Origin of the sequence: Pseudoflavonifractor sp. (assembly GCF_050943825.1) — a bacterium.
In the GTDB taxonomy this organism is placed as follows: Bacteria; Bacillota; Clostridia; order Oscillospirales; family Oscillospiraceae; genus Pseudoflavonifractor.
Map to the genome: position 1 here is coordinate 25,628 of NZ_JBMNPX010000001.1, position 25,238 is coordinate 50,865.

The 25,238-nt window shown below is 60.3% G+C and carries 29 protein-coding genes; all 29 read left to right on the forward strand.

All coding sequences use genetic code 11. The features are described from left to right. Positions 1–47: 47 nt before the first annotated feature. The 29 genes from lon (at position 48) to rpoZ (ending at position 25,205) form a co-directional block, all read left to right on the forward strand. Positions 48–2,453: an endopeptidase La gene (gene lon, locus ACOX7T_RS00150; protein WP_433438695.1), complete on the forward strand. Its 2,406-nt coding sequence runs from the start codon at positions 48–50 to the stop codon at positions 2,451–2,453. A gap of 15 nt (positions 2,454–2,468) precedes the next feature. Then, on the forward strand, positions 2,469–3,068 hold the full coding sequence (yihA, locus tag ACOX7T_RS00155; RefSeq protein WP_433438697.1) for a ribosome biogenesis GTP-binding protein YihA/YsxC: 600 nt from the start codon (positions 2,469–2,471) through the stop codon (positions 3,066–3,068). Further along, a complete protein-coding gene (locus ACOX7T_RS00160) occupies positions 3,065–3,817 on the forward strand; it encodes a fumarylacetoacetate hydrolase family protein (protein WP_433438699.1) in 753 nt (250 codons plus the stop codon). Before yihA ends, ACOX7T_RS00160 begins: the two co-directional genes overlap by 4 nt. A gap of 226 nt (positions 3,818–4,043) precedes the next feature. Beyond that, positions 4,044–4,754, forward strand: a complete 711-nt coding sequence (locus ACOX7T_RS00165) for a site-2 protease family protein (protein WP_433438701.1) — start codon at positions 4,044–4,046, stop codon at positions 4,752–4,754. Continuing rightward, positions 4,751–5,557 (forward strand): segregation and condensation protein A, encoded by an 807-nt coding sequence (locus ACOX7T_RS00170; RefSeq protein ID WP_433438703.1) that lies wholly within the window; start codon positions 4,751–4,753, stop codon positions 5,555–5,557. The genes ACOX7T_RS00165 and ACOX7T_RS00170 overlap by 4 nt, the downstream gene beginning before the upstream one ends. A gap of 20 nt (positions 5,558–5,577) precedes the next feature. Further along, positions 5,578–6,213, forward strand: a complete 636-nt coding sequence (scpB, locus tag ACOX7T_RS00175; protein WP_433438705.1) for an SMC-Scp complex subunit ScpB — start codon at positions 5,578–5,580, stop codon at positions 6,211–6,213. A 4-nt stretch (positions 6,214–6,217) separates the two neighbouring features. Then, a complete protein-coding gene (locus tag ACOX7T_RS00180; protein ID WP_433438707.1) occupies positions 6,218–6,772 on the forward strand; it encodes a DUF2953 domain-containing protein in 555 nt (184 codons plus the stop codon). A 65-nt stretch (positions 6,773–6,837) separates the two neighbouring features. Continuing rightward, complete coding sequence (gene ytfJ, locus ACOX7T_RS00185; protein ID WP_433438709.1) at positions 6,838–7,254, forward strand: GerW family sporulation protein; 417 nt, start codon at positions 6,838–6,840, stop codon at positions 7,252–7,254. A 90-nt stretch (positions 7,255–7,344) separates the two neighbouring features. Next, on the forward strand, positions 7,345–8,517 hold the full coding sequence (locus ACOX7T_RS00190; RefSeq protein WP_433438711.1) for a D-alanyl-D-alanine carboxypeptidase family protein: 1,173 nt from the start codon (positions 7,345–7,347) through the stop codon (positions 8,515–8,517). Between the two features lie 11 nt (positions 8,518–8,528). Further along, a complete protein-coding gene (locus ACOX7T_RS00195; RefSeq protein WP_433438712.1) occupies positions 8,529–9,254 on the forward strand; it encodes a pseudouridine synthase in 726 nt (241 codons plus the stop codon). Between the two features lie 291 nt (positions 9,255–9,545). Then, a complete protein-coding gene (locus ACOX7T_RS00200; RefSeq protein WP_433438714.1) occupies positions 9,546–10,433 on the forward strand; it encodes a MurR/RpiR family transcriptional regulator in 888 nt (295 codons plus the stop codon). After that, entirely contained in the window at positions 10,430–11,692 is a 1,263-nt protein-coding gene (locus ACOX7T_RS00205) for an NAD(P)/FAD-dependent oxidoreductase (RefSeq protein ID WP_433438716.1), read from the forward strand. The genes ACOX7T_RS00200 and ACOX7T_RS00205 overlap by 4 nt, the downstream gene beginning before the upstream one ends. Next, positions 11,689–12,366 (forward strand): (d)CMP kinase, encoded by a 678-nt coding sequence (gene cmk / locus ACOX7T_RS00210; RefSeq protein WP_433438718.1) that lies wholly within the window; start codon positions 11,689–11,691, stop codon positions 12,364–12,366. Before ACOX7T_RS00205 ends, cmk begins: the two co-directional genes overlap by 4 nt. Next, entirely contained in the window at positions 12,363–12,980 is a 618-nt protein-coding gene (locus tag ACOX7T_RS00215; RefSeq protein ID WP_433438720.1) for a lysophospholipid acyltransferase family protein, read from the forward strand. Before cmk ends, ACOX7T_RS00215 begins: the two co-directional genes overlap by 4 nt. Beyond that, positions 12,977–14,938, forward strand: a complete 1,962-nt coding sequence (locus ACOX7T_RS00220; RefSeq protein ID WP_433438722.1) for a bifunctional 4-hydroxy-3-methylbut-2-enyl diphosphate reductase/30S ribosomal protein S1 — start codon at positions 12,977–12,979, stop codon at positions 14,936–14,938. Before ACOX7T_RS00215 ends, ACOX7T_RS00220 begins: the two co-directional genes overlap by 4 nt. A 175-nt stretch (positions 14,939–15,113) precedes the next feature. Beyond that, a complete protein-coding gene (locus ACOX7T_RS00225; RefSeq protein ID WP_433438724.1) occupies positions 15,114–15,590 on the forward strand; it encodes a CarD family transcriptional regulator in 477 nt (158 codons plus the stop codon). 275 nt (positions 15,591–15,865) lie between these two features. Further along, positions 15,866–16,504, forward strand: coding sequence for a 2-C-methyl-D-erythritol 4-phosphate cytidylyltransferase (ispD, locus tag ACOX7T_RS00230; protein ID WP_433438726.1), 639 nt, complete (start codon positions 15,866–15,868; stop codon positions 16,502–16,504). A gap of 28 nt (positions 16,505–16,532) precedes the next feature. Continuing rightward, positions 16,533–17,006 carry a 2-C-methyl-D-erythritol 2,4-cyclodiphosphate synthase gene (gene ispF, locus ACOX7T_RS00235; RefSeq protein WP_433438728.1) on the forward strand — a complete coding sequence of 158 codons (474 nt, stop codon included), beginning with the start codon at positions 16,533–16,535 and terminating at the stop codon, positions 17,004–17,006. A 211-nt stretch (positions 17,007–17,217) separates the two neighbouring features. Then, the gene (locus ACOX7T_RS00240) at positions 17,218–17,475 is read left to right on the forward strand and encodes a DUF3343 domain-containing protein (protein ID WP_433439562.1); all 258 of its coding nucleotides are present in this window, start codon (positions 17,218–17,220) and stop codon (positions 17,473–17,475) included. Further along, positions 17,472–18,617: an aminotransferase class V-fold PLP-dependent enzyme gene (locus ACOX7T_RS00245; RefSeq protein WP_433438730.1), complete on the forward strand. Its 1,146-nt coding sequence runs from the start codon at positions 17,472–17,474 to the stop codon at positions 18,615–18,617. The genes ACOX7T_RS00240 and ACOX7T_RS00245 overlap by 4 nt, the downstream gene beginning before the upstream one ends. Before the next feature lie 231 nt (positions 18,618–18,848). Further along, positions 18,849–19,742 (forward strand): diadenylate cyclase CdaA, encoded by an 894-nt coding sequence (cdaA, locus tag ACOX7T_RS00250; RefSeq protein ID WP_433438732.1) that lies wholly within the window; start codon positions 18,849–18,851, stop codon positions 19,740–19,742. Further along, complete coding sequence (locus ACOX7T_RS00255; protein ID WP_433438734.1) at positions 19,717–20,982, forward strand: CdaR family protein; 1,266 nt, start codon at positions 19,717–19,719, stop codon at positions 20,980–20,982. The genes cdaA and ACOX7T_RS00255 overlap by 26 nt, the downstream gene beginning before the upstream one ends. A gap of 17 nt (positions 20,983–20,999) precedes the next feature. Further along, the gene (locus ACOX7T_RS00260) at positions 21,000–21,899 is read left to right on the forward strand and encodes a DUF5685 family protein (RefSeq protein ID WP_433438736.1); all 900 of its coding nucleotides are present in this window, start codon (positions 21,000–21,002) and stop codon (positions 21,897–21,899) included. Positions 21,900–21,932: 33 nt separating this feature from the next. Next, a complete protein-coding gene (locus ACOX7T_RS00265; RefSeq protein WP_433438738.1) occupies positions 21,933–22,547 on the forward strand; it encodes a DnaJ domain-containing protein in 615 nt (204 codons plus the stop codon). Position 22,548: 1 nt separating this feature from the next. Next, entirely contained in the window at positions 22,549–23,079 is a 531-nt protein-coding gene (locus ACOX7T_RS00270; RefSeq protein ID WP_433438740.1) for a hypothetical protein, read from the forward strand. 82 nt (positions 23,080–23,161) lie between these two features. Continuing rightward, positions 23,162–24,028, forward strand: coding sequence for a YicC/YloC family endoribonuclease (locus ACOX7T_RS00275; RefSeq protein ID WP_433439564.1), 867 nt, complete (start codon positions 23,162–23,164; stop codon positions 24,026–24,028). A 14-nt stretch (positions 24,029–24,042) separates the two neighbouring features. After that, positions 24,043–24,318, forward strand: coding sequence for an extracellular matrix/biofilm regulator RemA (gene remA / locus ACOX7T_RS00280; protein WP_006572496.1), 276 nt, complete (start codon positions 24,043–24,045; stop codon positions 24,316–24,318). Continuing rightward, positions 24,315–24,926 (forward strand): guanylate kinase, encoded by a 612-nt coding sequence (gene gmk, locus ACOX7T_RS00285; protein WP_433438743.1) that lies wholly within the window; start codon positions 24,315–24,317, stop codon positions 24,924–24,926. Before remA ends, gmk begins: the two co-directional genes overlap by 4 nt. A 75-nt stretch (positions 24,927–25,001) precedes the next feature. Beyond that, the gene (gene rpoZ / locus ACOX7T_RS00290; RefSeq protein ID WP_433438745.1) at positions 25,002–25,205 is read left to right on the forward strand and encodes a DNA-directed RNA polymerase subunit omega; all 204 of its coding nucleotides are present in this window, start codon (positions 25,002–25,004) and stop codon (positions 25,203–25,205) included. The last annotated feature ends 33 nt before the right edge of the window (positions 25,206–25,238 follow it).

Sequence of the window (25,238 nt, forward strand, 5' to 3'; positions counted from 1 at the left end):
TTGTGGCTCCCGCCCCTTTCGCATTCCCTGAGAAGGAAGTGAAATCCATGTCTGAACAGAAGATATCCTCCGTTATGCCCGCCCTGGCACTGCGGGGCCTGACCATTTTCCCCAATATGCTGATGCACTTCGATGTGGGCCGGGAGGCCTCCATCAAGGCGCTGGACGAGGCTATGACCAACAGCCAGCCCATCTTCCTGGTGGCCCAGCGGGACTTGATGGTGGAGAATCCCCGGCAGAATGACCTGTACACCATCGGCACCGTGTCCACGGTGCGGCAGATCCTTCGGATGCCGGGGGACAATGTGCGCGTCATGGTGGAGGGTTTGGCCCGGGGCCGCCTGGAGACCCTGACCCAGACCGCGCCCTATCTCCAGGCACAGGTGGAGGAGATTGAAACGGGGGAGGCGGTGAAGAATTCCGCCAGAACCGAGGCCCTGATCCGTCAGACCTATGACCTGTTTGAGGCATATGCCGAGCTGGCGCCCAGAATGACGCCGGATGTGCTCCTGAGCGTAATGGCCAGCGACGACCCTGGCTATATTGCCGACTATATCGCCCAGAACATCGTCATGCGCGGGGAGGACAAGCAGGTCATCCTGGAGGAGCTGCGCCCTGTCCGACGGCTGGAAAAGCTCCAGCAGATGCTCCGCCGGGAGGTTGAGATTCTGGAGCTGGAGCAGTCCATGCAGAACAAGGTGCGGGAGGGACTGAGCCGGAGCCAGCGGGACTTTGTACTGCGGGAGCAGCTGAAGGTCATCCGCCAGGAGCTGGGCGAGGACCCTGACGGCGACAGCGAGATAGAGGAGTACCGGCAGAAAATTGCCCAGGCCAAGCTGCCCGCCGAGGTGGAGGAGAAGCTGCACAAGGAGCTGGGGCGGCTGGAGAAGCAGCCCTTTGGCTCCGCCGAGGCCACTGTGCTGCGCAATTATCTGGATGTATGCCTGGAACTGCCCTGGAACAAGAAGACCAAAGAGCGGGTGGACGTGGCCGCCGCCCGGAAGGTGCTGGACGGGGACCACTTCGGCCTGGAGAAGGTGAAGGAGCGGATTCTGGAGTTCCTGGCTGTCAAGCAGCTGGCCCCCGAGCTGAAGGGGCAGGTGCTCTGCCTGGTAGGCCCGCCCGGCGTGGGCAAGACCTCCATCGCCATGTCCGTGGCCAGAGCCACCAACCGCAAGCTCGCCCGCATCTCCCTGGGCGGCGTCCACGACGAGGCGGAAATCCGCGGCCACCGCAAGACATACGTGGGCGCAATGCCCGGACGCATCATCTCTGCCATCAAGCAGGCGGGAAGTAATAATCCTTTACTGCTGTTGGACGAGATAGACAAGTTGGCCTCCGACATCCACGGCGACCCATCCTCGGCGCTGCTGGAGGTGCTGGACGGGGAGCAGAATGGGACCTTCCGGGATAACTTCCTGGAGCTGCCCTTTGACCTGTCCGATGTGCTCTTCATCACCACTGCCAACACCACGGACACCATCCCCCGGCCTCTGCTGGACCGGATGGAGGTCATTGAGCTGACCAGCTATACCGACGAGGAGAAGCTGCAGATTGCCAAGCGGCACCTTCTGCCCAAGGAGCTCAAGCGCCACGGCCTGAAGAAGACGCAGCTGCGCATCACCGACGATGCCATCCGGGAGATTATCTCCGGGTATACCCGGGAGTCCGGCGTCCGCGTGCTGGAGCGGCAGCTGGCCGCTGTGTGCCGCAAGGCGGCAATGCGTGTTGTGACAGATAGTGTAAAGTCTGTAAACGTTACAGGAGATAACCTGGAGAGCCTGCTGGGAGTGCGCCGCTATCAGCCGGAGAAGCGTCCCACTCAGGCTCTGGTGGGCGTGGTCAACGGCCTGGCCTGGACCCAGGTGGGCGGCGAGCTGCTGGAGGTGGAGGCCAATGTGGTGCCCGGCAGCGGCAAGATTGAGCTGACCGGCAACCTGGGCGACGTGATGAAGGAGTCTGCCCACGCGGCCCTCACCTATATTCGCAGCCGGGCGGCCCGGCTGGGCGTTGAGCCTGATTTCTATAAGACAAAGGACATCCACGTCCATTTCCCTGAGGGTGCGGTGCCCAAGGACGGCCCCTCCGCCGGCATTGCCATCACCGTGGCCATGGTGTCCGCCCTGACCGGTACGCCGGTCCGGCAGGATGTAGCTATGACAGGCGAAATCACTTTACGCGGAAGAGCCTTGGCCATCGGCGGCCTGAAGGAAAAGACCATGGCCGCCCTGCGCAATGGCATCCGCACGGTGCTTATTCCGGCGGACAACGTGAAGGACCTGGAGGAGATCGACCAGACCGTCCGCTCGGCGCTCCACTTTGTTCCCATTGAGGAGGCGGACCAGGCTCTGGCTGAGGCGCTGTGTCAGGAGTGCACGGGCGGGGAAGTGACCCCGGCGGCTCCGTTGGCGGAGCCCCGCCGCACGGATAACGATGTCCGCATCAAGCAGTAAAGGAGGCGCGGCACCATGGCTTTGAATTTGCAGCGGGCAAAATTTGTCCGTTCAGCCGCCAAATCGGCGGATTTTCCCCGGGACGGCCTGCCTCAGGTAGTCTTTGCCGGCCGGTCCAACGTGGGCAAGTCCTCGGTGATCAACAAGATTTTGCTGCGGAAGAACCTGGCCCGTGTAGGCGCGGCTCCCGGCAAGACCACCCACATCAACTATTTCCTCATTGACGAGAAGCTCTATCTGGTGGATCTGCCGGGCTACGGCTATGCCAAGGTGTCCCAGGCGGAGCGGGACCGCTGGGGCCGGCTGATTGAGAACTGGTTTGCGGACAACGCCCTGATGACTCTGGGCATCATGGTGGTGGACGCCCGCCACAAGCCCACGGCGGACGACTGCACCATGGCCGAGTGGTTCAAGCAGTGTGGGAAGCCCTTCCTGGTGGTGGCCAATAAGCTGGACAAGCTCCGCAAGAGCGAGATTGAGCCCAACCTGGCCCGTATTCGGGAAACCCTTGGTCTGCCTGATGATGTAAAGGTGATTCCCTTCTCGGCTGAGAAGGGAGAGGGACGGCAGGAGCTTCTGAGTGAAATCCTGAAGAGCATGGGGGAGTCGGAATGAAGCTGGTACGGATTGAACGGGATAGAAAGGCGATTTGGGGCGTGCTGAAGGGGGATGAAGTTCTCACCCTGGCCAAGGCGCCCTATGAGGAGCTGGCCTTTGACGGCGGGCGCCTGCCCCTGGAGCAGTGCCGTCTGCTGGCGCCCTGCGAGCCCACCAAGATTATCTGCGTGGGCAAGAACTACTACGACCACGCCATGGAGATGGGGGAGGGTGTGCCCGACCGGCCCATCCTCTTCATCAAGGCGCCCAACACGGTCAACCACCCCGAAGGCGAGGTGTCTGCACCCGGCTTTGTGGAGCGGCTGGACTATGAGGGTGAGCTGGCCTTTGTAGTGAAAAAGCGGGCCAAGAATGTGAAGGCAGAGGAGTATGGAGACTACATACTGGGCTACACCTGCCTCAACGACGTGACGGCCCGTGATATCCAGAAGTCGGACGGCCAGTGGAGCCGGGGCAAGAGCATGGACGGCTTTGCACCCATTGGTCCTCTGGTGGCCGACGAGGTGGATGGCTCTGACCTGAAAATCGAGACCCGGCTCAACGGCAAGACCGTACAGAGCTCCCGCACATCTCTGTTTATGACCAAAATCCCGGCGCTGATGGAGTTCATCACCGCCTCCATGACCCTGGAGCCCGGCGACGTGGTCACCACCGGTACCCCCGCGGGTATCGGGGCCATGCAGCCCGGCGACGTGGTAGAGGTGGAGATTGAGGGCATCGGTACCCTCCGTACCTATATCCGGTAAATCTCGGCCGGCCCGAAAACGAAAGGAGTTTTCGGGCCGGTTTTTCTCCCTGTGTGACATCTAGCGGAATTTGTGAGAGTGACAGGAAAGGGCTTCTCCTTGTGTTTTTCCTCCATCTTTGATATAATATTTTCTCTATGATTGATTCCGCATCCTGCTTTGGAGCGGTTCCCAGGGTGACGCCCCTGCTGTGGGGCGGCGGTGACCCGCGAAAGGGGATTTTTTTGTGCACAGAGTAATGGACTACATGGCGAATATGAACTGGATGGGGCTGCTCTCCCTGCTGGTGAGCGCGGCGGCGGCGCTGGTGTGCATCACCTTCCATGAGCTCTCCCACGGCTATGTGGCCTACCGTCTGGGGGACCCCACTGCCAAGCAGATGGGGCGGCTTACCATCAACCCCATCAAACACCTGGATCCCATCGGCTTTCTGATGATGATCTTTGCGGGCGTGGGCTGGGCCAAACCGGTGCCGGTGGATATGCGCTACTTCAGGAACCCCAAGCGGGGCATGGCCATCACCGCCCTGGCGGGGCCTGTCTCCAACTTCCTGATGGCCATTGTGACCATGCTGATCTGCTCTCTGGTGTACCGTTTTCTGCTGCCTACAGACAGCATGGTGTTGCTGGTTGTGTTTTATTTTCTGTGCAATGTGGCTATTCTGAGTGTGGGCCTTGGGTTGTTCAACCTGATCCCCATCTCGCCCCTGGACGGCTCCAAGGTGCTCTTTTCTTTTCTGCCCGACCGGGCGTACTACACCATCCTGCGCTATGAGCGCTATATCATGATTGCGGTCATAGCTCTGGTGTTCTTCAATGTGCTGGACGGCCCGCTGTCCTTCTGCATCAACGGCGTGCTGCAATTTCTCTGCCGGGTCACCGGGCTGCCCTGGGAGGCGCTGGTGATCGGCTCGCAGATTCTGGATTTTCTGGGGTGAGTGACATAGAGACGCCGATTTTTCATCTGGAAAAGGTGGTCAAGGCAAAGACAGAGGACATGGAGGACTTTACCGGCCCCCTGGACCTGATCCTCAGCCTTCTGGCCAAGAATAAGATGGAGATCAAGGACATCCAGATCGCAGTGATTCTGGACCAGTACATGGACTGGATGAACAAGCGCAAGGAGATGGACCTGGAGGTGGCCAGCGAGTTTGTGGCCATGGCGGCCCAGCTGGTGTTCATCAAGACCAGAATGCTCCTCTCCATCCACGATGAGGAGGCCCTCTCTGAGATGGAGCAGCTCATCGCCTCCCTGGAGGAGCACCAGCGCCATGAGAGCTTCAACCGCATCAAGGCGGTGATTCCCACCCTGGCCGACCGCAACGAGGTGGGCCGGGATTATATCACCAAGACTCCCGAGATGATTCCCACCAATAAAATTTACCGCTATGTCCACAAGCCGGAGGACCTGCGGCGGGCCATGCTGGCGGTGCTGGAGCGGTCGGACAACCGGCTTCCGCCGCCCATGGCAGCCTTTGAGGGCATTGTGGGCCGGGAGCCCTACCCGGTGGCCGACAAGGCGGGGGAGATTCTCCGGCAGCTCATCCGCTTCGGCGTGACCCGGTTCCGGGCGCTGTTCAAGGGCAACCGCAGCCGCAGTGAGATTGTGGCCACCTTTATCGCCGTGCTGGAGCTGTGCCGTGCCCGGCGGGTGCGTCTGGCGGGTACGGAGACCGACTGCACGGTGACCTGCACCGACGAGGCGGCGGAGGATTTTGAATTTACCACGGACGTGAACTGACGACACACGGAGGACTGCGCATGGAAGTAAAGGAGATAGAGTCCGCCATTGAGGGGATTCTCTTTGCCGCCGGTGACCCGGTGGGCGTGGAGCGGCTGTGCATGGCGCTGGACCTGGATCGGGCCACCGTGGACGCCGTCTGCCAGCGGCTGGCCGACTATTACAGCTACGAGCGCCGGGGTGTGCGTCTGCTGCGGCTGGAGAACAGCTATCAGCTCTGCTCCGCGCCGGAGCACGCCGACTGCATCCGCCGGGCCTTTGAGAGCCGCCGGCCCGCCCGGCTGTCCCAGCCCGCCCTGGAGGTGCTGGCCATCATTGCCTACTATCAGCCCACCACCCGAGCCTATGTGGACCAGATCCGCGGTGTGGACAGCGCCTATACCGTGGGCCTGCTGCTGGAGCGGGACCTGATTGAAGAGTGCGGACGCCTGGCTGTGCCCGGACGCCCCATTCTCTACCGCACCACCCAGACCTTCCTGCGGTCCTTCGGCCTGAGCAGTCTGGAGGAGCTGCCCGAGCTTCCCAGTGCCAGCCCGGAGGACGGACAGATCACCATGGAGATGCAGGCTAATCTGGAGCGGCTGAAGGCGGAGCAAGAGGCCGCAGCGCAGACAGAGGGCGAAGAGCAGCCCGGCGGCGAAGGGACGGAGGCGTGAGCGCATGACGGTATGGATTGTCCTGGGGGCAATCGTCGCTGCGCTGGTGCTGCTCTCTCTGATCCGGGTGGGCGGTACGGTGGAGTACAGCCGTTCCGGTACGCTGGTCCATCTGCGCGCGGGACCGCTGCGCATTCAGGTGTACCCGCCCAAGCCCAGGAAAAAGAGCGGGGAGAAAAAGCCCAAGCGTGCAAAAAAGAGTGCCAAGCCCCAGGAGGAGCAGCCGGAGCCAAAGCTGGGCGGACAGCTGGACACACTGAAGGCCATGCTCCCCCTTGTGGCGGACGCGGCGGGACAGCTGCGGCGCAAGGTACGGGTGGACAGGCTCCTGCTGGATGTGACGGCGGCAGCCCCCGACCCGGCCATGGCGGCCTTGGGCTTTGGCGGCGTAAACGCGGCAATCGGTATGATCTGGCCCTTGCTGGAGAATAATTTCAATATTGGCGACCGGCGCATCAGGACGAAGGTGGACTTCAATCTGACCGAGCCGGAGGCCTATCTCTACGCATCCTTCTCCCTGCGGCTGGGGCAGGCGGTTGTACTGGCCCTGACGTTGTGAATGAAATTTCTGAAACTGTGGTCCGGACGGAACCAAGAGCAAACAAAGAAAGAGGCGGTCTGACTATGGAAAACAAGCAGCATCCCATCGGCGACCTGATGAGCACCACCATGCAGAAGATCCGCGAGATGGTGGACGTGAATACCATCGTGGGCAAGCCCATTGTAGCGGGAGACGTGACCATTATCCCTGTGTCCAAGGTGAGCTTCGGCTTTGCCTCCGGCGGCAGCGATTTTACCACCAAGAACCAGAAGCCCGAGGCTGACAACTCCTTTGGCGGCGGCAGCGGCGCCGGCGTGAACATCATGCCCATTGCCTTCCTCATTGTCAAGGGGGATACGGTACGCATGCTGCCCATCGCGCCGCCTCCCGGAACCACGGTGGACCGGGTGGTGGAGATGGTGCCCGAAGTCATCGACAAGGTGACCGGCTTCATCGAGAAGCAGCAGGAGAAGAAGGCGGAGACAACGGATACCTTCTGATTTCAGGTATGCTCCGGCCCGATTTGGCTCATACTAGCATCAACTTGCGTCTGGGGCGTGCTGCCGACGGGCGCTCTGAGGTGATGCTGTATGAAGCGGGTTTTCGCGGCTGTAACGGCCGCTGTACTGTGCCTGACCTGGTTCCCGCTGTCCGCCGGAGCTGCCGGAGCGCCGGGCGTCTCGGCCTCCTGCGCCATTCTGGTGGATGCGGAGAGCGGACGGGTGCTGATGGAGAAAAATGCGGACGAGGAGCGGGCCATTGCCAGTATTACCAAGCTGATGACCGCCCTGGTGGCCGTGGAGTCCACCTCTGACCTGGACAGAACCGTGACCATTGAAAAGGAGTGGACGCTGGCGGAGGGCTCCTCCATGTACCTGCGGGAAGGGGAGGAGTTGACCCTGCGGGAGCTGCTGTACGGCCTGCTGCTGGTGTCGGGCAACGACGCCGCTCTGGCCATTGCCGGCTTCTGCGCCGGGGATACGGACACCTTTGTGGAGTGGATGAACCTGCGTGCCCAGGAGCTGGGCATGGAGCACACTTACTTCGTCAACCCCAACGGCCTGCCGGCAGAGGGACATTACTCCACCGCTGCGGACATGGCCAAGCTGGCCATTGTGGTCATGGAGCAGCCGGACCTGGCCGAAATCGTGAGCACAAAGTCCGTCACCATGGCGGGGCGGACCATGACCAACCATAACAAGCTGCTGTGGCGGTACGAGGGCTGTGTGGGCATGAAGACAGGCTATACCGACGCGGCGGGCCGGACCTTGGTGTCCTGTGCCGAGCGGGATGGGCAGCGGCTCATTGCCGTCACCTTGAACGCCCCCAATGACTGGGCGGACCATGCGGCTATGTTTGACTACGGCTTCTCCCAGTGGCCGTCCATCCTGCTTGCGTCCGCCGGACGGGACTTCCGGACGCTGCCCGTTACCGGGAGCCTGGTCCGGTTTGTGCCGGTCCAGGTGGAGCGGGACGTCCGCTATCCGCTGGCAGAAGAAGAGCGGGTGACGGCCAAAATTGACCTGCCGGATCAGGTGGAAGCGCCGGTGAAGGAAGGCGATATCGCCGGGAGCCTGACCTATTATGTGGACGGCAGAGAGGTGGGCAGCACCTATCTGGTGTACTCCCACAGTGTGGAGTGCAACACGGTCCAGTCCCAGAGTATTTTGGAGCGAATTTTCTCCCTGTTTCGCGGTGAGGGTGTACAGGCGGCATTTTATGCCCGGACGCTGCCCTCATACAGTGAACGACAGTGGGATTGACGGAGGCAGCTATGGAAGAGAGAATCCAGAAAATATTGTCCGCCGCCGGCCTGGCCTCCCGCCGGCGGGCGGAGGAGTACCTCACGGCGGGCAGGGTGACGGTCAACGGCCGCACCGCCGGACTGGGGGAAAAGGCGGATCCCGAGCGGGATGACATCCGGCTGGACGGAAAGCCCGTCCGCCCGGTGTCCGCCCATACATACCTGATGCTTTACAAGCCCAGGGGCTATGTGACCACCCTCTCCGATGAGCGGGGGCGCAGGACCGTGGCTCAGCTGGTGTCGGGCTGCGGCGCCCGGGTCTGGCCGGTGGGACGGCTGGACCTGGACTCGGAGGGCCTGCTGCTGATGACAGACGACGGAGACTTTACCCAGCGGCTGATTCACCCCAGCCACCAGGTGGAAAAGGAGTACCTGGTGACGGTGGCGGGGGATGTGGACCGGGCCATCCCTGTCCTGTCCGGTCCCATGGAGCTGGACGGCGTGCCGCTTTCTCCCGCGCGGATTAGTGTGCTCAGCCGGGAGGGGGCTGACCGGGCCAGACTGTCCGTGGTCATCCATGAGGGACGCAACCGGCAGGTGCGCAGAATGTGCGCCCTGGCGGGGCTGGAGGTCAAGCGCCTCAAGCGGGTGCGGGAGGGCCGCCTGATGCTGGGACGGCTGCGCCCCGGAGAATGGCGGCTGCTGACAGCAGAGGAGATACGGCTGGCTCTCGCAGAGAGCGAAAAGGAGCCATAACGGTCCGTTTGGGAAAAGACAGTTGATTTTCTCGCAGATAGCCGCTATCATAGTGTCAGTTGAGTTCTTTTTGATTCAGCGCCCTGCGCGGCATAAAAGCCGCGCCGTATTTTTCCGAGACATCATGTACAGGCGGAAAGCCGCCTGCATTTTGTGAGCCGCAGTTCGGCTTGCCCGCGCATCAGCCCAAAAGTACGGCTGATGCGCGGTATCTTTGCCCCATGACCTGGACGCAGCAGGCAGAAGGCCGGATGGGGCGGTTTCATTGTGCCAACGCAGGAGGTTGCATTCATGCCGAGAGATGTTTTAGCATCCATTCAGTCCAATATGAGCACCTTCTCCAAAGGTCAGAAGCTCATTGCCAATTTCATCCTGGAGTCCTACGACAAGGCTGCTTTCATGACGGCCAGCAAGCTGGGCAAGACGGTGAACGTCAGCGAGTCCACCGTGGTCCGCTTTGCAGCGGAGCTGGGGTATGACGGATATCCCGCCATGCAGAAAGCGCTTCAGGAGATGATCCGCAACAAGCTCACCAGCATCCAGCGGATTGAGGTGTCAAATGACCGCATCGGGGACCACGATATCCTCTCCATGGTGATGCAGGCGGATATGGAGAAAATCCGTCTGACCATGGAGGAGACCAGCCGGGAGGCCTTTACCGCCTCTGTGGATGCCATTGTGTCGGCCAGACGGATCTATATTATGGGTATCCGCTCTGCCTCGGCCATTACCAGCTTTTTGGGCTTCTACTTCAACCTGATTTTCGATAATGTGGTCGTGGTGCACACCTCTGCTGCCAGTGAGCTCTTTGAGCAGTTGCTCCGGGTGGGGGAGGGAGACGTGGTTATCGGCGTCAGCTTCCCGCGTTACTCCCGGCGGACGGTGCGCGCCATGGAGTTTGCCCAGAAGCAGGGAGCTACGGTGCTGGCCATTACAGACAGCGAGGCATCTCCGCTGACTGCCATTGCCGACCATTCTCTGCTGGCCAAGAGCGATATGGCCTCCTTTGTGGACTCTCTTGTGGCGCCCCTCTCCCTGGTCAACGCCTTGATTGTAGCGGTGGGCCGGAAGAAGAACGACGACCTCTCCGAGACCTTCGGGAAGCTGGAGAAGATCTGGGACGAGTACGAGGTCTACGAAAAAATTGAAGATGGGACAGATAGGAGCGCGGAAACTTGACCATAGAGACAGATATTGTTGTCATTGGCGGCGGCGCGGCGGGCTGCATGGCCGCCCTGACCGCGGCACGGAGGGGCGCATCCGTCATTCTGCTGGAGCGCAACCAGAAGCTGGGCCGCAAGCTGTACATCACCGGAAAGGGCCGCTGCAATGTCACCAACGACTGCGCCCCTGACGAGGTATTGAAGAATATTCCCCACAACAGCCGGTTTCTCACCAGTTCGGTGACCCGTTTTCCGCCCGCGTCGGTAAAAGAGCTCTTTTCCTCCTTGGGGGTGAAGCTCAAGACGGAGCGGGGGAACCGGGTGTTCCCCCAGTCTGACAAGGCGGCGGATATCATCGACGCCCTGCTGATGGGGCTGCGCCGCGCCGGAGTGGAGATCCGGGAGGAGCGGGCGGTGGACATCTGCACCGCCGGAGAAGGGCTGAAGGTGCGCACAGAGCGGGGGGAATATCGCTGTAAGGCGGCTATCCTTGCCACCGGCGGCGTTTCCTATCCGCTGACCGGCTCCACCGGCGACGGCTATCAGATGGCGGCGGCGCTGGGACACACCATTGTTCCGCCTAAGCCTTCCCTGGTGCCTCTGGTTGCGGAGGGAGACCTGTGCCGCAGAATGCAGGGACTGTCCCTGCGAAATGTGGCAATTAAGGTGAAAAACAGCAAGAAAAAGGTCATTTACCAGGAGCAGGGGGAGATGCTGTTCACCCACTTCGGTCTCTCCGGCCCTCTGATTCTCAGTGCCAGCGCCCATATGCGGGACTTTGACAAGGACCACTACACGGTCTGGATTGACATGAAGCCGGCACTGGACGAGAAGACCCTGGATGCCCGTCTTCTGCGGGACTTGGGTGAGAACCCCAACCGGGAGTTCCACAATGTACTGGATGGGCTGGTGCCCCGTCTGATGGCGCCGGTGCTGGTGGAGCTGACCGGTATTCCGGCGGAGACAAAGGCCAATTCGGTCACACGGGAGGGCCGCCGGCGTCTGCTGGAGCTGCTCAAGGGGGTCCCGGTAGAAATTACCGGCCCACGGCCGGTAGAGGAGGCCATTGTAACCTCCGGCGGTATCAAGGTCACCGAAGTGGACCCGAAGACAATGCAGTCAAAGCTTGTAAAGGGAGTTTACTTCGCAGGCGAGGTGCTGGATGCCGACGCCTACACCGGTGGCTTTAATCTTCAGATTGCATGGTCCACCGGCCATGCGGCGGGGGAATCCGCCGCAGAGGCCGTATTACAGGCGGGAGGAGATTTGGGTTGAAGTACAGAAGTATCGCGGTGGACGGACCGTCCGGCGCGGGGAAGAGCACACTGGCCAGAATGCTGGCCAAATCCCTTGGGTATCTCTATGTGGACACAGGGGCCATTTACCGCACAGTTGGGCTGGCCGCTTACCGCAGCGGCATTTCGCCCGAGGACAGCGGCGCCGTGATTGGAATGCTGCCCGGGCTGTCCATCGACCTGCGCCACGGCGCGGATGGCCTTCAGCATATGTATCTGGATGAGGAGGACGTGAGCGAGGAGATCCGCCTGCCCGAGATCTCCCGGTATGCCTCCATGGTGTCCGCAGTCCCCGAGGTGCGGGCATTCCTGATGGATATGCAGCGGGAGTTGGCCCGGCGGCAGAACGTAATTATGGACGGCCGGGATATCGGCACTGTGGTGCTGCCGGAGGCGGATGTGAAGATTTTCCTCACGGCCACTTCTGAGGATCGGGCCCGCCGCCGTTACGCGGAGCTGAAGGAGCGGGGCGTGGACAGCGATTACAACACTGTACTGTCTGAGATTGTGGCCCGGGATGAGAAGGACACCCAGCGGGCTGCCGCCCCTCTGCGCCAGGCGGAGGACGCCATACCGGTAGATACCACCGGCAACTCTCTGGAGGAGAGCTTTGAGGTGCTGCTGAAAACCATTAAGGAGCGTCTGGACTCATGAAAAGCATATATACCGTGTATTCCATCCTTTGGACCATTATCTGGCCCTTTTTCAGCCTGTGCCATCCCTGCCGGGCCATTGGAAAGGAGCACCTGCCTGAGGGCGGTGCCCTGTTCTGCGCAAACCACTCCTGTCTGAATGACCCGGTCTGTCTGGTGATGGCGGTGGGGCGGAAGTACCAGCTGCGGCCCATGGCCAAGTCGGAGTTTATGAACATCCCGGTGCTGGGCTGGCTGCTGAAAAAGGCCGGAGTCTTTGCCGTTGACCGCGGTAAGTCCGACGTGACCGCCATCAAGACCGCCATCAAGTACCTCAAGAGCGGCGAAAAAGTGTTGCTGTTTCCCGAAGGAACCCGTGTGAAGGACGGCGTGGATAAGCACGGCCATGAGAGCGAGGCCAAGAGCGGCGCGGCTATGCTGGCCGTCCGCACCGGTGTGCCTATTGTGCCGGTCTACATCCCGGAAAAAAAGAATTGGTTCCGCTTTACTAATATCATCATCGGTGAGCCATACTATCCTCAGGTGGAGAGCAAGAAGGGAACCGCAGAGGAATATAAGGTGATCGCGGAGGATCTGATGGAGCGTATCCGCGCCCTGGGGGCCAAGGCGGCATGAGCAGTGTGACGATGGCGGAGCACGCCGGCTTTTGCTACGGTGTCAAGCGGGCTGTGGAGATGGCAGAGCAGGCGGCGGCCTCCGGGAAGCGGTGTGTGATGCTGGGCAGCCTGATCCACAACGACAGTGTGGTGCGCCGCCTGGAGTCCATGGGGCTGACCAGCGTGGCGCGTCCAGAGGAGGTTCCGGAGGGCGCAGTGGTCATCATCCGCTCCCACGGCGAACCCAAAGCGGTCCATGAGGCGCTGCGTGCCCGGGGGGAGATTCTGGACGCCACCTGTCCCAACGTGTCCCGCATTCATAAGATTGTGGCCCAGGCGGAGCAGGAGGGAAGGCAGCCCGTTATTATCGGAACGCCGGATCACCCTGAGGTCATCGCCATTGCCGGATGGTGTCTCCATCCGGTGGTTCTGGCCGATGTGTCAGCACTGGAAAAATGGCTGGCGAAAGATTCCGAAAACCGGAAAAAACCCCTTACTCTGGTTTCCCAAACCACCGCTGCCAGAAAAAGTTGGGATTTGTGCGTAGAAAAAGCAAAAAAAGAGTGTACAAATTTAAAAGTTTTTGATACAATATGTAGTACTACGTGCAAGCGCCAAGAAGCGGCTCAGGCTCTGGCCGCGAAAAGCGATGCCATGATTGTCATTGGGGACCGCAAAAGCTCCAATACAAAACGGCTCGCGGAGCTGTGCGCAGCGCTCTGCCCTCAGGTCCTCTGGATCGAAGGGGCAGGGGATCTGGAACCTTCCAACCTGTACGGGAAGGCTTCTATTGGAATCACCGCGGGTGCGTCCACGCCCGGGTGGATTATAAAGGAGGTCTATGACAAAATGAGCGACGAAACCATGGAGATCGAGGAATCCTTCGCCGAAATGCTGGAGAAATCGATCAAAACTTTAAATACAGGGGAGAAGGTTACAGGCGTTGTCACTGGCATTACGCCCACTGAGATCTATGTTGATCTCGGCACCAAGCACGCCGGTTACATACCGGTGTCTGAGCTGACCGACGATCCCACTGTAAAGGTTGAAGATCTGGTCCACGTAGGCGACGAGATCGAGACCTACGTCATGCGCGTCAACGATCAGGAGGGTGTTGTTACCCTGTCCAAGAAGCGTCTCGACACCGTCAAGAGCTGGGACGACATTGAGCAGGCCCGTGAGGATCACACCACTGTCGAGGGCGTTGTCACCGAGGAGAACAAGGGCGGCATTGTGGTCAGCATCAAGGGCGTCCGGGTGTTCGTGCCCGCCTCCCAGACCGGCCTGCCCCGTGAGACTCCCATGAGCGAGCTGCTGAAGAAGCATGTCCGTCTCCGCATCACTGAGGTCAACCGCGCCCGCCGCCGTGTGGTGGGCTCCATCCGCGCTGTCACCGCCGAGGAGCGCGCCGCCAAGGCCGCCGAGGTGTGGGAGAACATCGAGGAGGGCAAGAAGTACACCGGTACCGTGAAGTCCCTGACTTCCTACGGCACCTTCGTGGACATCGGCGGCGTGGACGGCATGGTCCACATCTCCGAGCTCTCCTGGAGCCGCATCAAGCACCCCTCCGAGGTGGTGAAGGTGGGCGACACCGTGGAGGTGTACGTCATCTCCTTCGACAAGGAGAAGAAGAAGATCTCCCTGGGCATGAAGGACCGCAGCCAGGATCCCTGGACTGTGTTCACCAGCAAGTACGGCGTGGGCGACACCGCCAACGTCAAGGTTGTCAAGCTGATGACCTTCGGCGCCTTTGCCGAGATCGTTCCCGGCGTGGACGGCCTGATCCACATCTCCCAGATTGCTGATCACCGCATCGAGAAGCCCGGCGATGTGCTCAGCGAGGGCCAGATGGTGGACGTGAAGATCACCGACATCGACATGGACCGCAAGAAGGTTTCCCTGTCCATCCGCGCTCTGCTGGAGGATGCTCAGGGTGCTGAGGATGCCGGCGACGAGACCGGTACCGACGCGGAGTAATTTCGCACTGCCGACTGAAAGCGGCCTGTTCTCTTTGAGAATGGGCCGCTTTTTGACGTTATTTTACGGTTTGGACAAGTGTTTTACCGCGATTCCCTTGCAAAATGAGAAAAAAGTGACTATAATAGAACACATAAGGCGCAGTGGAGGTATGAACGGTAACTGGAGGTGCAACATGTTTCAGGTAGGCGACAAAATTGTCCATCCAATGCACGGCGCAGGTATCGTAGACAGCATTGTCCGCAAGAAGGTAAACGGTGTGGTGCGGGAGTACTATATTCTCAAGCTGCCCGTGGGCGGAATGCTGGTCATGGTTCCCACGGAGAACAGCGAGGAGATCGGCGTGCGTCCCGTCTGCCAGCGGGATGAGGCGGACAGAATTCTCGCCGCCATACCTGACATTGAGGTGGATATGACCCAGAACTGGAACCGCCGCTACCGGGAAAACATGATGCGTCTGAAGAGCGGGGATCTGCTGGAGGTGGCCCGGGTGGTCAAGGGGCTGATGCGCCGCGATGAGGACCGGGGGCTCTCTACCGGGGAGCGCAAGATGCTGCACTCCGCCAAGCAGATTCTGATCTCCGAAATTGTACTCTCTCAGAATGCCAGCTATGAGGACGTAGAGGCGCGTATAAACGGCGCCATGGCCTAATAAACTGGGAGTAAAGAAAAGCATAACGCTGCGGTGGTGATATCCGCAGATGCCGGAAGCATAACTTCCCCTCGGCTGACGCGGGGGCGTCAAAGGCCGGGAGGAGGTTATGCTTTTTTGCGCGGTGTCCAGGCGCCGTGCCGGGAACAAGCAAGGGGCCGCGTGCCCCGGAAGGGAGAAAAGACGTGGGACTGCTCAAACGACTGAAGAGAAAACGGGAGCCCCGGGGGCCGCGGTGTGCAGCGGTTGTGCCTGCGGCGGGTTCCTCCCGAAGGATGGAGGGACAGGACAAGATTCTGCTGCCTCTGGACGATATCCCTGTGCTGGTACATACGCTGCGAGCGCTGAGCGCCTCGGAGTATATTCAGGAGATTGTGGTGGTCACCCGGGAGGATTTGATTGTACCGGTGGGACAGCTCTGCCGGGACTGCGCGCTGGACAAGGTGACAAAGGTGCTGATTGGCGGCGCCACCAGGGCGGACTCCGTGCTGGCCGGCGTGGAAGAGGTGAGCGGCCGGGCGGAGCTGATTGCGGTCCATGACGGCGCACGTCCGCTGGTGACGGTGGAGGTAATTGACGAGGCCATCCGAAAGGCCGCGGAGTGCGGCGCTGCCGCTCCGGCGGTTCCGGTAAAGGATACCGTCAAGCGGGCTATGGACGGTATGGTGGTGGAGACGCCCGACCGGACGCAGCTCTTTGCCATCCAGACCCCCCAGGTGTTTGACGGCGATATGCTGCTAGGGGCGCTGCGCAAGGCCGTGGAGGACAGCGCGCCCATCACCGATGACTGCGGCGCTGTGGAGCGGATTGGCATGAAGGTGAGCCTGACGGCAGGTTCTTATGAGAACATAAAGATTACAACACCCACGGATCTGCTGGTGGCAGAGGCCATCCTGCGGAGCCGGGATATGTAGCTGGACGCAGGAAAGGGAGCGAGCAGAATTGCGGATTGGACACGGATATGATGTACACCGTCTGGTGCCGGAGCGAAAGCTGATTCTGGGTGGGGTGGAGATCCCCTGGGAGCGGGGCCTGCTGGGGCACTCGGACGCCGACGTGCTGACCCATGCGCTGATGGATGCGCTTCTGGGCGCTGCGGCGCTGGGGGACATTGGAAAGCTGTTCCCCGACAATGACCCGGCCTATGAGGGCATTTCCAGCCTGGTGCTGCTGGACCGGGTGATGGAGCGGCTGAAGGAGCGGGGGTTCCGGCTTGGAAACGCGGATATGACCATTCTGGCCCAGCGCCCCAAGCTGGCAGGGTATATCCCCGCCATGCGGACGCTTCTGGCCCGGCATATGGATGTCCTGGAAGACCGGGTCAATGTAAAGGCCACCACCGAGGAAGGACTGGGCTTTACCGGCAGTGGGGACGGGATTGCCGCCCATGCGGTTGTCCTTCTGGAAGAGAATTAAGTCTGTCAAGAGGCGCTGCCGGTAGGCGGCGCCTCTTTTTATGAGAACAGCCCGTGGCGGAGGTCTGCCGGGCGGCATATACTGGGGGCGAGAGGAGCGTTTTGCACCGCCGCGCCCGGCGGGGGCAGAGCAGGAGCGTACGGAACGATGACATTCCTCTCAGACGGCTGTGGCCATTGAGAAACACGCAGGAAAGGAATGGTCATTTTTGATGGTATACTACCTGATTATCTGCCGCTCGCTGACCTATGCCCAGCGGACGGCCCAGGCGTTGGAGCGGGCTGGTATAACCGCTCATATTCTGCGCTCACCCAGAAGCATTTCCGGCGAGGGATGCAGCCACGCGGTAAAGGTGGCGGAGCGGAACCTGGCGGACGCGCTGGCGATTCTGGGACGGGTGGGGCTCACACCCAAGCGGGTGTTCATCCAGGCTGCTGATGGGAGCTATAAAGAGGTGCGGCTGTTATGATATATCTGGACAGCGCCGCCACTACCATGCAGAAGCCGCCGTCCGTGGCCCGGGCGGCGGCCTATGCTATGGGCCACATGGCCAGTCCGGGGCGGGGGAGCCACCGGCCGGCGGCGCTGGCAGCGGACACGGCCTTCGCCTGCCGTCAGGCTGCCGCAGAATTGTTCGGAGTGGAAAATCCGGAACAGGTGGTGTTCACCATGAACGCCACCCACGGGCTCAATCTGGCCATCAAATCCCTGGTCCGTCCGGGCGATACGGTGCTCATCTCCGGCTATGAGCACAACGCGGTGACCCGCCCCCTCCACTGTATGCGAGATGTACAGATTAAAGTGGCCACCGGTCCGCTGTTCTGCCCGGACCAGCTGTTCCGGCAATTTGAGGAGCAGCTGACCGGAGAGGTGGGGGCGGTGATCTGCACTCATGTTTCCAATGTGTTCGGTTATATTCTCCCGGTGGACCGGATTGCCGCCCTGTGCAGGGAGCGGGGCGTCCCCTTTATTCTGGATGCGTCCCAGTCGGCCGGCTGCCTGAGAGTGTGTATGGATGAACTGGGGGCCGCTTTTATCGCCATGCCGGGACACAAGGGACTGTACGGGCCCCAGGGGACAGGACTGCTTCTGTGCGGCGCGGAGACTCAGCCGCTGCTGGAGGGCGGAACCGGGAGCCTTTCGGCGCTCCAGGAGATGCCGGACTTTCTGCCTGACCGGCTGGAAGCCGGGACCCATAACATAGCGGGCATTGCCGGTCTGCTGGAGGGGCTCCGGTATGTGTCCAGAGTGGGCATCGACAGAATTTTTACCCATGAGGAAGCGCTTGTACGGCGAGCAGCCAGGGCACTGAGCAGAATCCCCGGCGTGACCGTGTATGCCGCGGGAGAGGGGACGCGCCAGGCGGGGGTCCTGTCCTTCCGGATTGCCGGAATGGACTGTGAGGAGGCCGGCGCCGCGCTGGGGGAGATGGGAATCGCAGTCCGTGCGGGATTGCACTGCGCACCACTTGCACACCAGTCGGCAGGCACATTGGAAAATGGTACAATCCGAGCCAGTTTTTCCGCCTTCAACAGCCTCTGTGAAACCGAACGCTTTGTCCGCGCTGTGGGATGTATCGCCGCAGGAGCGGGGAAGGGAAAGAGCAGGTAAAAAACCCGCTATGCTTTGGGCTGCAAAGCATAGCGGGTTTTCACATGCTGCAGAAAAGCAAAAATTTCCGTTTCAGGGGGCCGCGGGAATTTATAGAAAATTCATCTCTGCTGTATTGCCATTTTCCCAGTGATAAAGTATAATCTTTAAAATAGGCAGAGTATGAGAACAATGGGTCCAGACGGCCTGTAAATGAGCGCCCGGACAGCAGAAGTGCAGGTGAAGGGAAGAATGGAACAGATTATACAGTGGATTCAGGAGGCCTTTATGAGCTTTCCTGCCATTGGTGTAGCGGATATTTTGGATATCCTGATCATGGCGCTTATCTTCTATAAGCTGCTGATGATTGTCCGCCGCACCAGCTCCGGTCAGGTTATGAAGGGTGTCCTCCTTGTCATAGTGGCTTTTGTGCTGGTCAGTGCGTTTAATCTCCGGATGCTCAGCTATGTGATGGGCAGGGTGCTGGAGTGGGGCGTTCTGGCCCTGGTCATCCTGTTCCAGCCTGAAATACGGCGCTTTCTGGAGCAGATGGGCCGCAGCAGCATCGGCAGCGTGTTTGTCCGGGAGGAGGCGCCCGGCGAGCTGGAGAATGCCATCACCCAGACAGTGCGGGCCTATACGGACCTCTCCAAGACCAAGACTGGTGCCCTGATGGTCTTTGAGCGGAAAAACCAGCTGGATGACGCCATAAAAACCGGAACGGCGCTGGACTGTGTGGTCAATGCCGAGCTGCTGAAGAATATTTTCTGGAACAAGGCGCCTCTCCATGACGGTGCCGTCATCGTGCGGGGCGGCCGGATTGTGGGCGCAGGCTGTATGCTGCCGCTGTCGGGAAATGTGAACCTCTCCCGCGACTTGGGCATGCGCCATCGGGCCGGTATCGGCGCCAGTGAACATTCGGACGCAGTGGTGGCCATCGTCTCGGAGGAGACGGGCTCCATCTCCGTGGCTGTGGGCGGCATGCTGAAGCGCCATCTGGCGCCTGAGACGCTGGAGCGCCTGCTGCGCAACGAGCTTCTGCCTCAGAGCGATGAAAATGATAAGCCCAAATTCAACCCCATCAACATCATCTTTAAGTCAAGAAGAGGTGAGAAGACCGATGTGGAAAAAAATAAAGGACAGTAAGTGGCTCTACGTCGTTATCTCACTTCTGATGGCCTCTGTCCTGTGGATTTACGTGGTGAAGGAGGCAAACCCCACAATAGAGCGCTCCATTTCCAATATTCCTGTCACCTTTACCGGGACGGAAATCCTGGCGGCCCGCAATCTGATCATTGCGGAGGGCGCGGACCAGACCATGACGCTGAGTCTGGAGGCAAAGTCGGACGTATTCTCCAAGCTGAGCCGGGAGAATATCACCCTGAGCGTGGATGTGTCTCAGATCTCCGAGCCGGGTAACTACCGTCTGCTGGTAAAGCCCAGCTATCCCATCAACGTCAACCAGCTGGACGTGACAGTAAACAACGATGTGTCTGAGCTCTATGTGGAGTTCACCGTCTCCGAGCTGGAGAGCAAGGAGATTCCTGTCCGGCTGGAGTTCAAGGGAAGCTATGCTGAGGACTATATGGCAGGCAAGCCCACCATTACGCCCGGTACCATCAATATCAGCGGCCAGCAGGAGCTGGTAAACCAGGTAGCCTACGCGAAGGTGGTACTCACCATTGAGGACATGAGCGAGAGCTACGAGGGCGATTTGCCCTTTGTATATGTGAGTGCGGACGGCACGGAGCTGACAGACCTGAATGTGACATCCAATGTGGACACCGTCCATGTGGAGTATCCCATTGTCAAGACCAAGCAGATCCCGGTGACCGTTGACATCATCCCCGGCGGCGGCGCCACGGAGGATGATGTGGATGTCACTTACGGTGTCAACCAGGAGACGGTCATGTATCTCACCATCTCTGGCCCGGAGGATGAGCTGGAGGCCTATGACAAGATTGTCCTGGGTGAAATTGACCTCTCCAAGGTGTATACTCAGGAGACCTTCAACTTCCCGGTGGTACTCAATGAGGACTTTACCAACGAGAGCGGAATCAGCTCGGTAGATGTGACGGTCACCATTGACGACACCAGGCTGACAACCCGTGAGTTTACCGTAGACAACATTCAGATGATCAACAAGCCGGATGGGTATAACGCCGAGCTGGTGACCGAGTCCCGCCTGGTGACTGTCCGCGGCCCTGAGGACGCGGTGAACGCCCTCTTCCAGTCTCAGCTGCGGATTGTAGTGGACCTGTCCCAGGCCCAGCTGGCCACGGGGCGGCAGACTGTCCAGGCCCAGGTCATCATTGACGGCAGCAGTGAGGTAGGCGTGCTGGGCGGCGAGTACGACGTCCTGGTCAACTTCACCCTGGCAGAATAACGGCGGGCGGAGCTGACATGTTTGGATATATTCGCCCCTGCCGGGAAGAACTGAAGGTCCGGGAGCTGGAGGATTATCAGGCAGTTTACTGCGGCCTGTGCCAGGTCATGGGCAAGCGCTGCGGCTTTACAGCCCGGATGCTGCTCAACTACGATTTTACCTTCCTGGCCATGCTGCTCTCTCAGCCGGAATCCCGGCCATCCACCTGCATGTGCCGTTGTCCCGCCAAGCTCTTTCTGCGCAAAAAATGTTCCTGCGTCTCCAGCCCCTGGCTGGAGGCGGCGGCGGACGAGAGCGTTATTCTCAGCTACTGGAAGGTGCGGGACAGCATTGAGGACGGCGGCTTCTGGGAGCGGCTGGGCGCCAGGATACTCTCCCTGCTGCTCCGGCGGGGCTACCGCAGGGCTGCTGCGGCCCGGCCGGAATTTGAGTGGGAGGTCCGCTTTCAGCTGGAGAAGCTGCACCAGCTGGAGGAGGAGCGCACGCCTTCGCTGGACCGGACGGCGGACACCTTTGCCCGGATTCTCCAGGCTGCGGCCCCCAAGACGGGAAATGAGGCAGAAGACCGTGCGCTGGAGCAGCTGCTCTACCATGTGGGACGTTGGATCTACTTGCTGGACGCATGGGACGACCTGCAGGAGGATGTGGCCGCAGGACGGTACAACCCCATTCATGCCCGCTTCGGCGGCCGGGAAGAGGAGGAGCGGGACTATCTGCGTACCACGCTGCTCCACTCCCGCAATCTGGCCCTCTCGGCTTTTGCCCTTTTGAAACGGGGCTGCTGGGAGCCGGTGCTGGGCAATATTCTCTGTTTGGGCATGCCCATGGTGGAGGAACTGGTGTTCCGCGGCTGCTGGAAGCAGATGAAGCGGCAGGCCATATTGGGCGTTGGAGCGGGCGGAGCCCGAAAGAAATAAATGCCAATGACTTATGACAGGAGACAGTGACAGATGAGCGATCCGTACAGCGTTCTCGGGGTATCCCCCAACGCCAGCGACGAAGAGATTAAGAAGGCATATCGCGAGCTGGCCCGGAAGTATCATCCGGACAATTACCAGAACAATCCTCTGGCCGACCTGGCTGAGGAGAAGATGAAGGAAGTCAACGAGGCCTACGATGCCATCAACAAGATGCGCAGCGGTGGCGGGAGCTACGGCGGCAGCGCCTATCAGCAGAGCGGCAGCAGCTATGGCTACGGCTATCAGCAGCAGCGCCAGTCCTCCTCGTCCAGCACGCTGTACAGCCGTGTCAGGCAGGCCATCAACGTGGGCAATATTGACGCCGCCGAGCGCCTGCTCCGTGAGGCTCCCACTCAGGATGCGGAGTGGCACTTCCTCTCCGGCTGCATCGCCTACCGCCGGGGCTGGCTGGACGAGGCCCGGCAGCAGTACCAGATTGCCTGCAACGCCGATCCGGGCAACATGGAGTACCGTCAGGCCCTGAACATGATGCAGCAGGGCGGACAGGCCTACCGTCCCTACGGCAATACGGGGATGGGTATGGACGCCTGCGACTGCTGCACCACGCTGATGTGCATGCAGTGCCTGTGCGGAGGCTGCAACTGAGATGAGACAGCGAAATTCAGGCAGCGCCGGCCGGGTGGCACTGGTAGGTGTTCTGGCGGCCCTCTCACTGGTGATCCTGCTGCTGGCAGCTGTCTCCCCATCGGGACGGATGGGAATTGTGGCAGTAGCCGGACTGGTCAACGCCGCGGCCGTAATATCAGGTGGTCTCCACGCCGGCTTTTTATGTTGGGCTGTGGCCGGGATTCTGGGGCTGATTCTCTCGCCCGACAAGGGAAACGTACTGCTCTATCTGGTCTTTTTCGGCCTGTACCCTATGGTAAAGAGCCTGATTGAGCAGCTGCGCAAGGCCCCTCTGGAGTGGCTGTGCAAGCTGGCGTTCTTCAACGTGGTGCTGACCTTCTGCTGGTTTGTGCTGCGGGACGTGCTGCTGGCCGGGCTTCCTGCTGTGTTTGAGCAGCTATGGGTGCTCTATGTGGGCGGGAACGTGGTGTTCCTGATCTACGACTACGGCTTCTCCAAGCTTGTAATGTTCTATGCCGCCCGGATTGACAAGGCAATACGGCGGAGATAGAGGGTTTTCAAAACGGGAAAAATCTGATATAATATATTGCTAAACAATTGAAAGAAGGGAAGCGAGCCCTTTGGTGAAGAGCATGACCGGCTATGGAAAAGGTGAGGCGGCGCTCCACGGACGCACCATTACGGTGGAGGTCCGTTCCGTCAATAACCGCTATCTCGACTGCACCATTAAGCTGCCCCGTATTTATGTATTTGCGGAAGACGCCATCAAGGCCCGGGTGCAGAAGAGCATCTCCCGGGGTAAGGTGGACGTCTTTGTAACCATTGGACAGTCCGAGAGCGGCGACGTGTCCATCTCCCTGAACAAGGGCGTGGCGGACGGCTACTACGCTGCGCTGTGCCAGATGCGGGATACTTACGGCCTGCGGGACGATATCTCGGTCTCCCTGCTCTCCCGGTTCCAGGATGTGTTCCTGGTGGAGAAGAGCCCGGAGGATCTGGAGGCAGTGGCCGCCGATATCTGCGAAGTGCTGGATATGGCGCTGGCTGACTTTGACGCCATGCGCACCCGCGAGGGCGGCAAGCTGGAGGAGGACATCCGCAGCCGGGCCGTTACCATTGGAAACCTGACCTCTCTGGTGGAGGAGCGTTCGCCCGGTATTGTGGCGGACTACCGCGCCCGGCTGGAGACCAAAATGGCAGAGGTGCTTCAGAACACCCAGATCGATGAGAGCCGCATTCTCACTGAGGCCGCCATTTTTGCGGACAAGGTGGCGGTGGACGAGGAGACGGTGCGCCTGCGCAGCCATCTGGACCAGCTCTCCCACATGCTGGACCAGGGCGGCGCCATCGGCCGCAAGCTGGACTTCCTGATTCAGGAGTTCAACCGGGAGGCCAACACCATCGGCTCCAAGTGCAACGACATTGAGACCGCCCGCCATGTGGTGGACATCAAGGCGGAGATTGAGAAGATCCGGGAGCAGGTCCAGAACATCGAGTAAGGGGGCGGAGCGCAGTGAAGCTTATCAACATCGGATTTGGCAACATGGTCTCCGCCGGACGCCTCATCGCCATTGTGAGCCCGGAATCCGCGCCCATCAAGCGCATGATCCAGGAAGCAAGAGACAGGGGCATGCTGATTGATGCCACTTACGGCCGCAGAACCCGCGCCGTTCTGATTATGGACAGTGACCATATCGTCCTCTCGGCCATTCAGCCGGAGACCGTGGCGGGCCGCCTGAGCGGTAAGGACGCACCGGAGCCGGTAACCGAGGAGGATGACGAGGAATGATACGAAAGAAAAAGACCCGCGGCCAGCTGATTGTGCTCTCCGGCCCTTCGGGGGTTGGAAAGAGCACGGTGATTGCGGAGCTGCTGGGAGAGCGGAAGGACATCTATTTCTCCGTCTCCTTTACCACCCGCAGCCCCCGCGTGGGCGAGGCGGACGGCGTGAACTACAACTTCGTCAGCCGTGAGGAGTTCGAGCGGATGATTGCCGCCGACGAGCTGCTGGAATACGCCCAGTACGTAGGCAATTACTACGGCACCTCTCTGAAGGTCATCCAGGACAAACTGGCCGCCGGGATTGACGTGCTGCTGGACATTGAGGTCCAGGGCGCTGCCAAGGTGCGGAGCAAGTGCCCCGAGGCAGTGCTGATCTTCATTATCCCGCCCTCCTTTGAGGAGCTCTCCCGCCGCCTCCACGGCCGCGCCACCGACAATGAGGACGTGATTGCCGGCCGGCTCCAGAAGGCCCGGGAGGAGTACCAGCAGATTCCCAACTACGACTATCTGGTAGTCAACGACAAGGTGTCCACCGCTGCGGAGGAGATCATCTCCATCCTGACGGCGGAGGACTGCCGCACCCGGAACCGCCTGGCTCTGGTAGAGGGAGTTTAACAGCCTTTGGGCTGTCTGTCATAATACGCACCGCCGCAGAAGGCGGACGCGCCCCAAAGAAAGGAACGATGCTTTATGATGCTGAAACCCGCAATGAACGAACTGCTTGACCAGGTCCCCAGCCGTTACATGCTGGTGAATGTGGTGGCCCAGCGTGCCCGCCAGATTGCCAGCGAGGCAGAGGAGGAGGGCATCTCCCTGGAGGATAAGCCGGTCACTCTGGCCCTGCAGGAAGTGGCCGAGGGGAAGTATACCCCCCAGGCTGCGGACGAGGAGTAAACGGAACACAGGTTTCTGCGGAAGGCAAGTGAG